The organism is Amycolatopsis sp. NPDC058278 (assembly GCF_042881395.1).
In the GTDB taxonomy this organism is placed as follows: Bacteria; Actinomycetota; Actinomycetes; order Mycobacteriales; family Pseudonocardiaceae; genus Amycolatopsis.
Genome location: NZ_JBHVXZ010000099.1, coordinates 1 through 13,860, shown reverse-complemented (window position 1 = coordinate 13,860; position 13,860 = coordinate 1). Strand labels below are relative to the sequence as shown.

Sequence of the window (13,860 nt, the reverse complement as noted above, 5' to 3'; positions counted from 1 at the left end):
AGCCGCGTTGCCGAAAGAAGGCTTGTTCACCAGGATCGGGGCCATCGCCGCAGTCGTCGCTCTGGTGCCGGCCTACCTGGCCGTCGCGGGTGACAAGGACTGGTGGCCGTTCTCGCCGCCCGTTGCGGGCGTGGCGCGGCCGGCCGCCTCCGGCGCCGCACCCGGTGGACCGGCTCGGTCCGCCCCGGCTCCGGAGGACTCGGCGACCGAGCTGGCCGGCTTTGTCGTCGGGTACTACCGCTCGATGCCGGATACCACGGCGGGGTGGCCGCTGATCGGGCCGAACCTGCGTGGCCGCGGGCGGGCGAGCTATGACCGGTTCTGGGGCCGGTATCGCGGCGCGGAGGTGCTGGCCCAGCCTTCGGTGCGGGACAACCAGGTCAGTGTGCGGATCGCGTTGTACCCCCGGGATGGCGGTGTGGCGGCGGTTGAACGGCACGTGCTCACGGTGATCCACTATGACGGTGGGCTTCGCATCGATGCCGATGAATACCTTGGGCGGGGATGATGGTTGTCCCGAAGAGCCTTTGTTTCCGGCACCTTGAATGGCTTTCTGGTTTTTTGAACCTTGTTGGGCTTTCTGGTTTCCGCCACCCCGAAGCCTGATTGTGACTACGGCCGGCCGTGTTCTGGCTTCGGATCGGGGTTGCGGGGGGCCTGGGTGCCGTGTGGCCTGGCCGCGCTGTCAGCCCCGGTTCTACGCCGGGCGGATGTTCTGGTTGACGTGGAAGACGTTCTCCGGGTCGTACCTCCGCTTCACCGCGGCCAGCCGGTCGTAGTTGCCCCCGTACGATGAGCGGACGCGGTCCTGGCCTTCCTCCATCATGAAGTTGACGTACGCCCCGCCCGCTGACGTCGGGTGCAGCTCCTCCCAGTAGTCGCGGGTCCACTGCGAAATGGCTTCCGCCTTCTCCGGTGCGGGGTCGACACCCACGATCACGCCCGACCAGCCGCCCGAGCGGTGGGGGAACGCTGTCGCGTCCGAGGCGACCCGGCTCGCCGCGCCGTCGATCGGGTACAGGTGCATCGACGAATGCATCGTCGGGAGGTCCGCGCCGTGCTTGAGGTGGATGGCGATCGCCTCGTCGGAGATCTCGTGGAACACGTCCGCGCGCCAGTACCACTGCAAGCCGGCCGGGTACAGCGCGTCGAACGCTCCCTGCAACGCCGTGTACGGCATGTCCTGCAAGCCGACCAGCAGCGGCGAGCCGAACGAGCGGACCGGCGCCAGGACTTCCTCCGCCTTGTCGTGCGAGCCCGTGTAGCACCAGATGATGCCGCACGCCTTGCGGCCCCACAGCTGCTCCGGGAACGGCGGTGCGGGCGGCACGGTCAGCAGGCCGAACCAGCCGTTCAGCTCCTCGGGCAGCGACGGCAGCAGCTCGCGGTACCAGCGCAGCACGTCCGGGGTGTCGGCCAGGTCGTACAGCACCGGGCCGCCGATGACCACGCCGTGCTCGCCGATGTCGTGGCAGCGGAAGGTGAACGACGTGACGACGCCGAAGTTGCCGCCGCCGCCGCGCAGGGCCCAGAACAGGTCGGCGTGCTCGGACTCCGACGCGTGCACGAAGGCGCCGTCGGCGAGGACGACGTCCGCGCCGAGCAGGTTGTCCACCGTCAGGCCGAAGCGGCGGGCCAGGTAGCCGATGCCGCCGCCGAGGGTCAGGCCCGCGACGCCGGTGGACGCGACGATGCCCGACGGCGTCGCCATGCCGAACGCGACCGTGGCGTGGTCGACGTCGCCCCAGGTGCAGCCGGCGTCGGCGCGGACGGTGTGGTGCACGGGGTCGACAGTGGTGCTGCGCAGCCGCGACAGGTCGATGACGAGCGCGCCGTCGGCGACGCCGAGGCCGCCCGCGTTGTGGCCCCCGCCGCGCACGGCGAGGTCCAGGCCCCGGGCGCGCCCGTAGCGGACGCACGCCACGACGTCGGCGGCGTCCCGGCAGTAGGCGATCGCCGCGGGCCGTTTGTCGATCATGGCGTTGTAGACGGCGCGGGCCTGGTCGTAGCCGGGGTCGGCGGGCGTGACGAGGTCCCCGCGCAGCGCGGCGGCCAGTTCCTCGTGCGGCAAGGCGGTGGTGGTCATGGTGGCCCCTCTCGGATTTCCGGTACCGGAGGGAACGTAGGCAGCCGCCGTTCGCGCAGCGTTCGGTTCGTTCGCCCCCGGTCAGGGCGGGGACGCCACACCCAGGTCCGCCTCCGCCCGCCGCCGCAGGGCGGTGCTGCCCTGGCTGCGGGCCAGCTCCGCGGCCGCCCGCAGCCGGGGGACCGGGTCGGTGTCGTGCGCCGCCCGCAGCCGCAGGACCTCCGGCAGCCACCAGCGGTCGTCGCGGGCTTCACCGGCCGCCAGTGCCGCGTCCAGCGTCGCGCGGGCCGCCTCCGGGGCCGACAGCTCGGCGACCAGCGAAAGCCAGTACGGCATCCGGGCGAACGCCCCTTCCGCCTTGAGGTTCGCGACCCCCTCCTGCGCCGCGGCCAGCCCGGCCGCGCCGCCGCGGGCCCAGCCGCCCAATACCAGCGCCCACTCGCGGTAGTACGCGAAGCCGTACCGGTCGCACAGCGCCGTCAGCTCGGCCACCGCCGTCCCGAGTGCCCGGCGGTCGCGGCGCATCTGGTGGGTGATCCCGGCGTACGCCAGCGCGATGGCCAGGCTGTACGGGTGGTCGATCCGGCGGGCGAGGGCGATCGCCCCGGCACCGCACGCCACCGCCGTGTCCTCGTGCCCGAGCAGCCAGTGGGCGTGGGCCGCCCAGGCCGGTCCGTGGACGTCCGGGCGGGTGCCGATCGGCCACGACGACGCGCCGCGGGTGCGTTCGGCGCCCAGGTCGAAGTGCCGCAGCGCCTCGGCCGGGTCGTGCCCGAGGCTCAAAGACGAACCCGCGACGATGAAGTGCGCCGAGCCGCCCTGCGCCGCGCTGGTGCCCGGCGCGAGGAGCCCGAGGGCGCGTTCGGCCGCCTCGTACGCCTGGACCGTCCGGCCCTGGACGAACCGTGACGACCACAGCTCCAGCAGCGCGGTGAGCGTGGCCTCCTCGTCGCCCAGCGCTTCGGCGAGCGCGAGCGAACGCTCCAGGGTGCGCTGCAGTTCGGGGGACGAGTAGCCCTGGTGGGCGTTGAGGGGACCGGCGAGCGCTTCGAGGACGGCCAGCTCGTCCCGGTCGCGGTTGCCGCTCGCCGGGCGGGCGCGGACGAGGTCCAGCGCTTCCCGCAGCAGCCGGATCGCTTCGGCGTGGGCGAACGTGCTCGCGGCGACGGCGGCCGCCCGCCGGTAGTGGGCGACGGCGCGGTCCGGGCGGCCGCCGCGGGCGTACTGCTCGGCCAGCTGCGCCGCCACGACGTCGGTGTCCCCGGCGTGCAGCAGCTCCAGGCCCTGGGCCAGCCGCCGGTGCAGCAGCCACCGCCGTGGCGGGCTGACCTGCTGGTAGGCGGTCTCGCGCAGCAGGTCGTGGGTGAAGTCGTAGCCGCCGCCGAACTCGCGCACGATCCGGCGGCGCCAGAGCTCGTCCACGGCGTCGACGACGGTGTCCGCGTCGAGGTCGCTCGCCTCGGTGAGCAGCTCGAGGGTGACGTCCCGGCCGGCCGCGGCGGCGAGCCCGGCGATCTCGCGCGCGGCCGGGCCCGGTTGCTCCAGCCGCGTCCGCAGCACCGCGGCCAGCCCCTCGGCGGGCGGGGAATCGTGCGCCCGCAAGGCTTCGACGACGTAGAGCGGGTAGCCGCCGGTGGCCGCGTGCAGCAGGTCACGGTCCTGAGTGGACAGTGGACGCCCGGCCACCGCTTCGCCGAGACGGGCCGTGCCGGCGGCGTCGAACGGGCGCAGCGGCAGCTCGGTCAGCCTGCCGTCGTCGCGCAGCTGGGCCGTCCAGGCCGCGCCGCCCGGGCCGGGGTCGCCGTCGCGCAGGGTCGCGGCGACCAGCAGCGGCGCGTCCGGCAGCAGGCCGAGGCAGAAGGTGAGGAACGCACCCGTCTCCTCGTCGCACCACTGCGCGTTGTCGAGCACCAGCAGGACGGGCCGCCCGCCGGCGGTGAGCGCCCGGGCCAGTCCCTCGAAGAACCGCAGGCGCTGCCAGGCTTCGACGGCCACGTGCCCACCGCCGGCCGTCCGGGTGGCCGGCAGCAGCCGGTCGACCTCGACGCGCCACACCGGGTCGAGCGACGCCGCCGCCTTCTGCACGGCGGGGGTGCGCAGCCAGTCGGCCACCGGCGCCAGCGGGAGCCGGCCCGGCGTGCCGAAGCACCGGCCGGCCGCCACGACCGCACCCTCGGCTCGGGCCTGCCCGGCCAGTTCGCTCACCAGCCGGGTCTTGCCGACCCCGGCGTCACCGCGCACGACGACGAGCTTGGCGCGCCCCGCCGCGGCCGTCCGCCAGAGCGAGCCGAGGCGGGCCAGCTCCGCGGCGCGGCCGACGAGCCCGGGTGCGGCCGGCCGCCGGGGCTCGGGGTCCGGCCGGGCCAGCAGCCGCCGCAGCGCCGCGCGGGTCGGCTCGGCCGGGACGACGCCGAGCTCGCGTTCGAGCACCGACGCGCACCGGTGGTAGGTGCTCACCGCGCCCGCCCGGTCCCCGGTCTCGGCCTGCAGTCCCATCAGCGTCCGGTAACCCGTCTCTTCGAGGGGGCGCAGCGCGATCCGGCGGCGGGCCGCGGCGAGCGCCGTGGCGGGGTCGCCCGACGGCGTCCGGCCGATCAGGTCGCACAGTTCGACGCACTGGCGTTCGAGTTCGGCGCGGGCGACCAGGACCCAGTCGTCGGTCAGGCCGGGCAGCAGTTCGCCGCGGTAGGCCGCGAGCGCGGCCCGGGCGTGGGCGACGGCTTCACCGGGGTCGACGGCGGCCAGCGCGGCCCGGTGGGCGACGGCGAACTCCCGGACGTCCACGCGGCTCGGCGGCGAGTCCCGCCAGCACAGGTCCTGCCCGGTGACGGTCAGCGAGGGCGGGTCGCCGAGCACGCGGCGCAGTTGGTGCAGCTCGCGGCGGAGGTTGGTCAATGCCTGAGCGTCGGTGGAGTCGGGCCAGAACAGCCCGGCCAGCAGCCGCCGGGGTTGCGCGCGGCCGGCGTGCAGGACGAGGTGGGCCACGAGCGCGACCGACCGCGGCGACCGCGTCAGCACGGCGCCGGACTCGTCGTCGGCGATCACCTGCTCGCCCAGCAGCGCGACGCGCAACACCCGGACACGCTAGCCCCTCGGCGGGGCCGCGCGCGGATCTTCACCGGTGGGGGGTTGCGCCCGGACCGCCGGGTGCGCAGGCTCGACGTCGTGAGCGAGCACGAGTACGACCTCATCGTCATCGGTTCGGGCCCCGGCGGGCAGAAGGCCGCGATCGCCGCGGCGAAGCTCGGCAAGAAGGTGGCGGTCATCGACCGGCACGACATGGTCGGCGGGGTGTGCGTCAACACCGGCACGATCCCGTCCAAGACGCTGCGCGAAGCCGTGCTCTACCTGACCGGCATGAACCAGCGCGAGCTCTACGGCGCGAGCTACCGCGTCAAGCAGGACATCACCATCGCCGACCTGCTCGCCCGCACCCAGCACGTCGTCGGGCGCGAGGTCCAGGTCGTGCGCGCGCAGCTGATGCGCAACCACATCGACCTGGTCGACGGCCTCGGCTCCTTCACCGACCCGCACACGCTGCTGGTCGAAGGCCGGCACCGCGGCGACCGGCGCACGCTTTCGGCCGACCACATCGTGATCGCCACCGGCACCCGGCCCGCGCGGCCGAAGCAGGTCGACTTCGACGCCGCCCGGGTGCTCGACTCCGACGAGATCCTGCGGCTCGAGCAGATCCCGTCTTCGCTGGTCGTGGTGGGCGCCGGGGTGATCGGGATCGAATACGCGTCGATGTTCGCCGCACTCGGCTCGCGGGTCACCGTGGTCGAGCAGCGCGAGCACATGCTCGACTTCTGCGACCCGGAGATCGTCGAGTCGCTCAAGTTCCAGCTGCGCGACCTCGGCGTCACGTTCCGCTTCGGCGAGAAGGTCGCGGACGTGGCGGTGTCCGACCACGCGACCATCACGACGCTGGTCAGCGGCAAGCGCATCCCGGCCGACGGCGTCATGTACTCCGCCGGCCGCCAGGGCATGACCGGCGAGCTCAACCTGGAGGCGGCGGGCCTGGCCGCGGACGAGCGCGGCCGGCTGGTGGTCGACGAGAACTACCGCACCCCGGTGCCGCACATCTACGCGGTCGGCGACGTGATCGGCTTCCCGGCACTGGCGGCGACGTCGATGGACCAGGGCAGGCTCGCGGCGTACCACGCGTTCGGCGAGCCGGCGCACGAGCTGGGCGCGCTGCAGCCGATCGGCATCTACACGATCCCCGAGATCTCCTACGTCGGCGCGACCGAGGCCCAGCTGACGTCGTCGTCGGTGCCGTACGAGGTCGGCATCGCGCGGTACCGCGAGCTGGCGCGCGGCCAGATCACCGGCGACAGCTACGGGATGCTGAAGCTGCTGGTGTCCACGACGGACCGCAAGCTCCTCGGCGTGCACGTGTTCGGCACGGGCGCGACGGACCTGGTCCACATCGGACAGGCGGTGATGGGCTGCGGCGGCACGGTCGACTACCTCGTCGACGCGGTGTTCAACTACCCGACGCTTTCGGAGGCGTACAAGGTGGCGGCCCTGGACGCGACCAACAAGATCCGGGCGCTGGAACGCTTTTCGTGAGCGGCCACCCCGGCCGGGTGCGAGGGGCCTGCACCGATCAGGGGGTGGGGAAGCCCGAGGGCCGGAGGGTGCCGCAGGGAGTCGAGGATGAGCCGGAGGGCACGGCCCCGAACTGCGGGCCGGAGGGGGACACGTAGCAGTAAAAGGGCTCCGCGGTTGCGGGTGACGCCAGGGCGACGGACAACCCGGCGGCCGTCAGCGTCGCGGCGAGCACGATCTTCGCGGTGCGAGAGCGCATCGGTCCTGCCTTCCGGTGGGGTGGACGGGGCACGACGTCCACGCCGGACGGCGGCGGCCGGTTGCGGGGCCGTCCGGAACGCCACCCGGTCGGCGCAGCGCCGTCCCAGTCGTCTCACGAACACCACCGACACCACGTGATCCGCTGGCCCCGAACCGGTTTGACACCCGTCTAGAACATATGTTCGACTGACGCCGTGCGATGGGATCGGCAGCGGACAGCGGAAGGTGAACCGGCACTGCCCGGGCTCGAGGGCCTGGTGCGATCGGTGCGGTCACCGGAATTCGACGGCGTCACCTTTCACGAGGTGCACGCGCGGTCGGTGCTGAACAAGGTGCCCGCCGGCTCCGGCGTGCCCTTCGGCTGGACCGTCAACCCCTACCGGGGCTGCTCGCACGCCTGCACCTACTGCCTCGAAGGCGGCACCCGGATCCTGATGGCCGACGGCCGCACGAAGGCGTTGTCCGATCTCAAGGTCGGTGACGAGATCTACGGCACCCGCGGCCACGGTGCCTCCCGCCGGCTGGTGCCGACCCGGGTCGAGGCGCACTGGACCACGCTGCGCGCCGCCTACCGCGTGACCCTCGAAGACGGCACCCGGCTCGTCGCCGGCGGCGATCACCGGTTCCTCACGAGCAAGGGCTGGAAACACGTCACCGGCAGCAAGTTCGGCGCCGCCCAGCGGCCGCACCTGGAGCCCGGCACCGAGCTGATCGGGGTCGGCCGGTTCGCGCCGACGCCCGACGAGACGCTCGGCTACCGGGCCGGCTACCTGTGCGGGATGCTGCGCTCCGGCGGGTTCGCCGCGGAGCCGGACGCCGCCGCGCGGGCGCTGGCCTACCTGCCCGACTTCGGGGCGTCGGTCGGTTTCCTCAAGGTACCGCCGGATCCGGACGCCCACTGGCAGCGCGGGTTCCTCGCCGGCGTCTTCGACCTCGCGGGCGATTACGGCCGAGGCGTCCTCGCGGTCGCGCACGACGAGCCCGAGATCGCCGACGCCTTCACCGCCGCGCTCGCCCGCTTCGGCTTCGCCCACCAGCTCGACGAGGTGCCGAAGTTCCCGACGCGGCAGGAGATCCGGCTGCTCGGCGGCGTCGGCGAGGTGCTGCGGTTCTTCCACGTGAGCAACCCCGCCGTGCCGTGGAAGCGGTCGCTGGAAGGCGCGGCGATCGGCTCGAGCCGTCGCCGCGTGGAGGCGATCGAACCGCTCGGCCTGCAGCTGCCGCTGTTCGACATCACCACCGGCACCGGCGACTTCGTGGCCGACGGCATGGTGTCGCACAACTGCTTCGCCCGGAACACCCACACCTACCTCGACTTCGACGCCGGCCGCGACTTCGACACGCAGGTCGTCGTCAAGGTCAACGCCCCGCAGGTGCTGGCCGCGCAGCTGAAGAAGCCGTCGTGGCGGCGGGAGCACGTCGCGATGGGCACCAACACCGACCCCTACCAGCGCGCCGAGGGCCGCTACCGGCTGATGCCGGGCATCATCACCGCGCTGGCGAGGTCCGGCACGCCGCTGTCGGTGCTGACCAAGGGCACGGTGCTGGCCCGGGACCTGCCGCTGCTGCGGGACGTCGCCCGGGACGTGCCGGTGGGGCTCGCGGTGTCGATCGCGCTGCTCGACGAGGAGCTGCAGCACCGCCTCGAACCCGGCACCCCGAGCCCGCGGGCGCGACTGGAGCTGGTCCGCAAGGCGCGCGAGGCCGGGCTGCCGTGCTCGGTGCTGGTGGCGCCGGTGCTCCCGTGGCTGACCGACTCCGAAGAAGCGCTGGATGCCCTCTTCGCCCAGCTCGCCGACGTCGGCGCGACGAGTGTCACGGCGTTCGCGCTGCACCTGCGGCCCGGGGCGCGGGAGTGGTTCGGCCGCTGGCTGGCGGGCTCGCACCCGGAGCTCGTCCCGCGGTACCGGGAGCTGTACGCGCGGGGCAGTTACGTGCGGAAGGCCTACCGGGAGGGGCTCGCGGAGCGGGTCGGGCCGCTGCTGCGGCGCCACGGCCTGGATCGCCAGTCCGGTTTCGACGCGCGCGGTCCCGAGCTGCCGGCGGCCGGGGCCGCTCCCGCGGAGCAGCTGCGCCTGCTCTGAAGAAGTCCCTTGTGGACCCGGCGGGTGACGTACTGGGCCGTTCGGGGCGTTCGGGGCCCGGTGTCTTCGGTTTGCGGCAAAATGTCCGATCGTGTCGTTGTCGTCCCGCCTCACCGGCGCCTAACGTCGAAGGGTTCGATCCCGGAAGGAGCCGGACGATGACGACTTCGCAGACCGACCGGGTCGCGGCCGCCCGGCTCGCCTGGGCCGCCCTGAAGCTGACCCGGGCCGGCCGGCACCCGGTCGGCGTCGACCGGCTCGCCGCGACCGTCGGCGTCGCCCCGGCCGAGGCCCGGCGCCTCGTCGAACTGATCGGGTTCACCCTGCACCGCGACCTCGTGTCGACCGGCCCGGCTCCCCGCGGCGCCCACCACCGCCTCGAACCGGCCGAGGGCACCCTCGGCGCGGGCCCGGACGGCACGGTCGACCTGTTCCTCCTGGCCATCGCGACCGGCGAGCGCGTCCACGCGGCCGCGATCTGCCCGGTCACCGGCACGCGCATCCGCATCGAGCTGGTGCCCCGGGCGATCCTGCTGACCGACCCGCCGACGGCGGTGGTCGCGGCGGTCGACCTCGGGTTCGGGCTCGCGGGGGTCGACGCCGTCGCCTGCGCGGGCCAGCCGTTCTTCGCCTCCGCCACCGCGGCGGCGAGCTGGCTGGTGGCGCACCCCGGCGGCCGCATCTTTCCGGTGGCGGCCTACCTGGCCCAGGCCCACCGCCTGGTCGCGGCGCTGGAGACCCGGCCCAAGTACGTCCTCTGACCACCACGCCGGGCGAGCCTGCCGACGTCGTATGGTGGGTGGTTCGTTAGCCTTCAAGCGGCGAGAACCCCCATGTCGAAGGAGAGCAGTCGCAGTGCTCCGCACTCACAACGCCGGCACCCTGCGTGCCGGACAGGCCGGACAGACCGTCACCCTCACCGGATGGGTGGCCCGGCGGCGCGATCACGGCGGCGTCATCTTCATCGACCTCCGCGACGCCAGCGGCGTCGCCCAGGTCGTCTTCCGCGAGGGCGAGATGGCCGAGCGCGCGCACGCGCTGCGCTCGGAGTTCTGCGTCAAGATCGCCGGCGAGGTCGCGAAGCGCCCCGAGGGCAACGCGAACGCCGAGATCCCCACCGGCGAGATCGAGGTCCTCGCGACCCAGCTCGAGGTGCTGTCCGAGGCCGCCCCGCTGCCGTTCCCGATCGACGACCGGGTCGACGTCGGCGAGGAGATCCGCCTCAAGCACCGCTACCTGGACCTGCGCCGCAGCGGCCCGGCCGCGGCCATGCGGCTGCGCAGCGAGGTCAGCCGCGCCGCGCGCGAGGTGCTGCACGCCCAGGACTTCGTCGAGATCGAGACCCCGACGATGACCCGCTCGACGCCCGAAGGCGCGCGCGACTTCCTGGTCCCGGCCCGGCTCAAGCCCGGCTCCTGGTACGCGCTGCCGCAGTCGCCGCAGCTGTTCAAGCAGCTGCTCATGGTCGGCGGCATGGAGCGGTACTACCAGATCGCCCGCTGCTACCGCGACGAAGACTTCCGCGCCGACCGGCAGCCCGAATTCACCCAGCTCGACATCGAGATGAGCTTCGTCGAGCAGGACGACGTCATCAAGCTCGGCGAGGACATCGTGTCCGCGCTGTGGAAGCTGATCGGGCACGAGATCCCGCGGCCCATCCCGCGCATCACCTACCACGAGGCGATGGCCAAGTACGGCTCCGACAAGCCGGACCTGCGCTTCGACCTCGAGATCACCGACATGACGGAGTTCTTCGCCGACACGCCGTTCCGCGTGTTCCAGGCGCCCTACGTCGGTGCGGTCGTCATGGCCGGCGGGGCCGGCCAGCCGCGCCGCCAGCTCGACGCGTGGCAGGAGTGGGCGAAGCAGCGCGGCGCGCGCGGCCTCGCGTACATCCTCGTCAACGAGGACGGCACGCTCGGCGGCCCGGTCGCGAAGAACCTGTCCGAGACCGAGCGCGAGAACGTGGCCGCCGCGGCGGGCGCCAAGCCGGGCGACTGCATCTTCTTCTCCGCGGGCAAGGCCGCTTCGACGCAGCCCCTGCTCGGCGCGGCCCGCGACGAGATCGGCAAGCGGCTCGGCCTGATCGACGAAAACGCCTGGTCGTTCGTGTGGGTCGTCGACGCGCCGCTGTTCGCGCCGGTCGAGGACATCGGCGACGACGTCGCGGTCGGCTCCGGCAAGTGGACCGCGGTGCACCACGCGTTCACCTCGCCGACCCCGGAGTGGATCGACAAGTTCGAGCAGGACCCGGGCAACGCGCTGGCCTACGCCTACGACATCGTCTGCAACGGCAACGAGATCGGCGGCGGCTCGATCCGTATCCACCGCGGCGACGTCCAGAAGCGCGTCTTCAGCCTGATGGGCCTCGGCGAGGAGGAGGCGCAGGAGAAGTTCGGCTTCCTGCTCGACGCCTTCGCCTTCGGCCCGCCGCCGCACGGCGGCATCGCGTTCGGCTGGGACCGCATCGTCATGCTGCTGGCCAAGGCCGACTCGCTGCGTGACGTCATCGCGTTCCCGAAGACCGGTGGCGGGTACGACCCGCTGACCGCGGCGCCCGCGCCGATCACCGCGCAGCAGCGCAAGGAGGCCGGGATCGACGCGAAGCCGGCCGCCCCCCAGAACTAGTGCTGCACCTCAGGGCCGTGTGCCCGCCGGACAAGACCGCCGAGGCGCTCGACATCCTGCGGGCCCACGCCGGCACCGCGCACCTCATCGTGCACCGCGGTGCCGCCGTGGAGCCCGCGGGTGACCTGGTCGAGGCCGACATCGCCCGCGAGGCGGCGGACGAGATCGTCGACGCGCTGTGCGTGCTCGACCTCGACCACACCGGCGGCATCACGCTCGAATCGCTCGACACCGCGCTGTCCGACGCCGCCGACGCGGCGGAGGAGGCGGCGCCGGGCGAGGCGGCCGACGCCGTCGTCTGGCAGGAGCTGCTCGGCCGCACGGGTGAAGAGTCGCGGCTGAACGTGACGTTCCTGGCGTTCCTCACCATCGCGTGCCTGCTCGCCGCCGTCGGCGTGCTCACCGACTCCTCGGTGACGATCGTCGGCGCGATGGTCGTCGGGCCGGAGTTCGGGCCCCTCGCGGCGCTGGCCGTCGGCCTGGTGCTGCGGCACGGGCAGCTGATCCGGCAGGCCGCGGCCGCGCTGGGTGCCGGCTTCCCGCTGGCCATGGTGGTCACGCTCGGCGGCACACTGCTCGTCCACGCGACGGACGTCTTCGGCGAGAAGGCGTTCGAGCTGCAGCAGCACAGCGAGGTCGACTTCGTGTTCTCCGTCGGGGCGCCGTCGCTGGTCGTGGCGATGCTCGCCGGCGCCGCGGGGATGCTCGCCATGACGTCGGCGAAGTCGGCCGCGCTGGTGGGCGTGTTCATCTCGGTGACCACGGTGCCGGCCGCGGGCTACGCGGTCGTCGCGGCCGTGGCGGGGGAGTGGAGCCGGTGCCTCCAGTCCGTCGGGCAGCTGCTGGTCAACCTTCTCGGAATCGTTGCAGCTGCGGCCATTGTGTTGATCGTGCGCCGGAATGGGCAACGTTCCCCGGTGGGAATGCGTCCGCTTTCACGCGGGTGACCCGTCTCCGGGCGGGATGCCCCTTCTTGTCCGGATGTCAGTAGTCATGGTTGCTCAGTCACGAGTAGGGTCGGTGACAATGACAGTCGACACCTCCTCCGCCGGCGATGCTGGAGTCGGGGCAGGAGCCGAGCAGCTCGCCATCGCCGCGGCCGTCGCGGCGGGCGAGTCCGTTCTTTCACGCCGGTTCGGCAGCGCGATCACGCTGGTCACGCCCGAGGACCTGGCGGGGAGCGGGCCGGCCACGGTGATCCGGGCGCGGGTGGTGTCGTCGTTCGCGCTGCCCCGCACGCTCGTCATCAAGCACTACCCGGACCGGCCGGCGTCCGGCGCCGACCCGTTCGCCCAGGAGGCGGTCAGCTACCAGCTGTTCACGGCGCTGGCCCCGGACGAGCGGATGTGCCCGGAGCTGGTGGCCCACGACGGCCGCGACCGCGTGCTCGTGCTGGAGGACCTCGGCCGCACGCCGACGCTGGAGGACAAGCTCTACGCCCGCGACTCCCGCGCGGCCGAGCGCGCGCTGCTGTCCTGGGCCCGGTCGCTGGGGCGCCTGCACGCGAGCACGGCCGGCCGGGAAGCGGACTTCAACGCGCTGCTCCGGCGCCTGGGCGGCCCGGCGAAGGGCGACTCCGACGGCGTCGACGAGCTCTGCGAGCGGGTGCCGTCACTGATCAAGAAGCGCCTGGGCATCCCGGTGCCCGGCGCGGTCCGTGCGCAGGTGACGGCGGCCCTCGAACAGTCCCGCGCGCCGGGCTTCCGGGCGTTCAGCCCGGTCGAGCTGAGCCCGGACAACAATCTGGTGACCGGCCAGGGCGTCCGGTTCCTCGACTTCGAGAACGGCCGCGTCCGCTCGGCCCTGGTCGACGCGGCCCACCTGAGGCTGCCGTTCGCCGGCTGGCCGGACGCACTGGCCCTGCCGGCGGGGATGAGCGAAGCGATGATCGCGGCGTGGCGGGCGGAGGTGGTCGGGGTGTGGCCGGCCTTCGCCGACGACGAGGTCCTCGCGGCGCACCTGACGTCGAGTGAGCTGCTGCGGGTTTGGCTGATCACGGGGGAGGAGCTGGGGGCGTTGAACCTGTCCCGGCACGCGGCGCCGGTGAGCCGGGAGGCCGGGTTCGTGACCTGGTGGCGGGATCTGGCGAAGCACGCGGGGTATGTCCGGATGACGGCGGTGTCGGAGTTCGCGGCCCGGGTCGCCGCGGCGCTGGCGGCCCGGCTGGGGCCGCATGCTGATCTGGCTTTCTATCCGGCTTTCCGCTGAGCCGGACCGTGCTCTGCCGGGGTTTTCCCGCCGACCCGA

10 protein-coding genes are annotated in these 13,860 nt (G+C 73.2%); 7 read left to right on the top strand and 3 right to left on the bottom strand.

The window, feature by feature from the left end; translation table 11 throughout:
* The first annotated feature begins 7 nt into the window (after nucleotides 1–7).
* On the top strand, nucleotides 8–508 hold the full coding sequence (locus ACFVYA_RS36820) for a hypothetical protein (protein WP_387051676.1): 501 nt from the start codon (nucleotides 8–10) through the stop codon (nucleotides 506–508).
* A 189-nt stretch (nucleotides 509–697) separates the two neighbouring features.
* Here ACFVYA_RS36820 and ACFVYA_RS36815 read toward each other — a convergent pair whose 3' ends face one another.
* Together ACFVYA_RS36815 and ACFVYA_RS36810 are read right to left on the bottom strand one after the other, a co-directional pair.
* Nucleotides 698–2,086: an FAD-binding oxidoreductase gene (locus tag ACFVYA_RS36815; protein ID WP_387051674.1), complete on the bottom strand. Its 1,389-nt coding sequence runs from the start codon at nucleotides 2,084–2,086 to the stop codon at nucleotides 698–700.
* 81 nt (nucleotides 2,087–2,167) lie between these two features.
* Nucleotides 2,168–5,161 carry an ATP-binding protein gene (locus ACFVYA_RS36810; protein ID WP_387051672.1) on the bottom strand — a complete coding sequence of 998 codons (2,994 nt, stop codon included), beginning with the start codon at nucleotides 5,159–5,161 and terminating at the stop codon, nucleotides 2,168–2,170.
* A 90-nt stretch (nucleotides 5,162–5,251) separates the two neighbouring features.
* Here ACFVYA_RS36810 and sthA point away from each other — a divergent pair, with 90 nt between their 5' ends.
* Nucleotides 5,252–6,661: a Si-specific NAD(P)(+) transhydrogenase gene (sthA, locus tag ACFVYA_RS36805; RefSeq protein WP_387051670.1), complete on the top strand. Its 1,410-nt coding sequence runs from the start codon at nucleotides 5,252–5,254 to the stop codon at nucleotides 6,659–6,661.
* Nucleotides 6,662–6,698: 37 nt separating this feature from the next.
* Here the strand turns inward: sthA and ACFVYA_RS36800 are convergent, their stop codons facing one another.
* Nucleotides 6,699–6,899: a hypothetical protein gene (locus tag ACFVYA_RS36800; RefSeq protein WP_387051669.1), complete on the bottom strand. Its 201-nt coding sequence runs from the start codon at nucleotides 6,897–6,899 to the stop codon at nucleotides 6,699–6,701.
* Nucleotides 6,900–7,095: 196 nt separating this feature from the next.
* Between ACFVYA_RS36800 and ACFVYA_RS36795 the strand changes: the two genes are divergently transcribed.
* The 5 genes from ACFVYA_RS36795 to ACFVYA_RS36775 all read left to right on the top strand — a co-directional run bounded on the left by ACFVYA_RS36795 (nucleotide 7,096) and on the right by ACFVYA_RS36775 (nucleotide 13,821).
* Entirely contained in the window at nucleotides 7,096–8,985 is a 1,890-nt protein-coding gene (locus ACFVYA_RS36795; RefSeq protein WP_285989962.1) for an intein-containing Rv2578c family radical SAM protein, read from the top strand.
* 158 nt (nucleotides 8,986–9,143) lie between these two features.
* The gene (gene merB / locus ACFVYA_RS36790) at nucleotides 9,144–9,746 is read left to right on the top strand and encodes an organomercurial lyase (protein WP_387051667.1); all 603 of its coding nucleotides are present in this window, start codon (nucleotides 9,144–9,146) and stop codon (nucleotides 9,744–9,746) included.
* Between the two features lie 94 nt (nucleotides 9,747–9,840).
* Entirely contained in the window at nucleotides 9,841–11,613 is a 1,773-nt protein-coding gene (aspS, locus tag ACFVYA_RS36785; RefSeq protein ID WP_387051665.1) for an aspartate--tRNA ligase, read from the top strand.
* Nucleotides 11,613–12,560 (top strand): DUF389 domain-containing protein, encoded by a 948-nt coding sequence (locus ACFVYA_RS36780; protein WP_387051664.1) that lies wholly within the window; start codon nucleotides 11,613–11,615, stop codon nucleotides 12,558–12,560. The genes aspS and ACFVYA_RS36780 overlap by 1 nt, the downstream gene beginning before the upstream one ends.
* 79 nt (nucleotides 12,561–12,639) lie before the next feature.
* Nucleotides 12,640–13,821, top strand: coding sequence for a phosphotransferase (locus tag ACFVYA_RS36775; RefSeq protein WP_387051662.1), 1,182 nt, complete (start codon nucleotides 12,640–12,642; stop codon nucleotides 13,819–13,821).
* The last annotated feature ends 39 nt before the right edge of the window (nucleotides 13,822–13,860 follow it).

What these genes read in the sequence shown, in the direction of transcription:
- ACFVYA_RS36775 (WP_387051662.1), top strand. Translation starts at nt 12,640, where the DNA reads ATGACAGTCGACACCTCCTCCGCCGGCGATGCTGGAGTCGGGGCAGGA.
- ACFVYA_RS36800 (WP_387051669.1), bottom strand. Translation starts at nt 6,899, where the DNA reads ATGCGCTCTCGCACCGCGAAGATCGTGCTCGCCGCGACGCTGACGGCC.
- ACFVYA_RS36815 (WP_387051674.1), bottom strand. Translation starts at nt 2,086, where the DNA reads ATGACCACCACCGCCTTGCCGCACGAGGAACTGGCCGCCGCGCTGCGC.
- merB (WP_387051667.1), top strand. Translation starts at nt 9,144, where the DNA reads ATGACGACTTCGCAGACCGACCGGGTCGCGGCCGCCCGGCTCGCCTGG.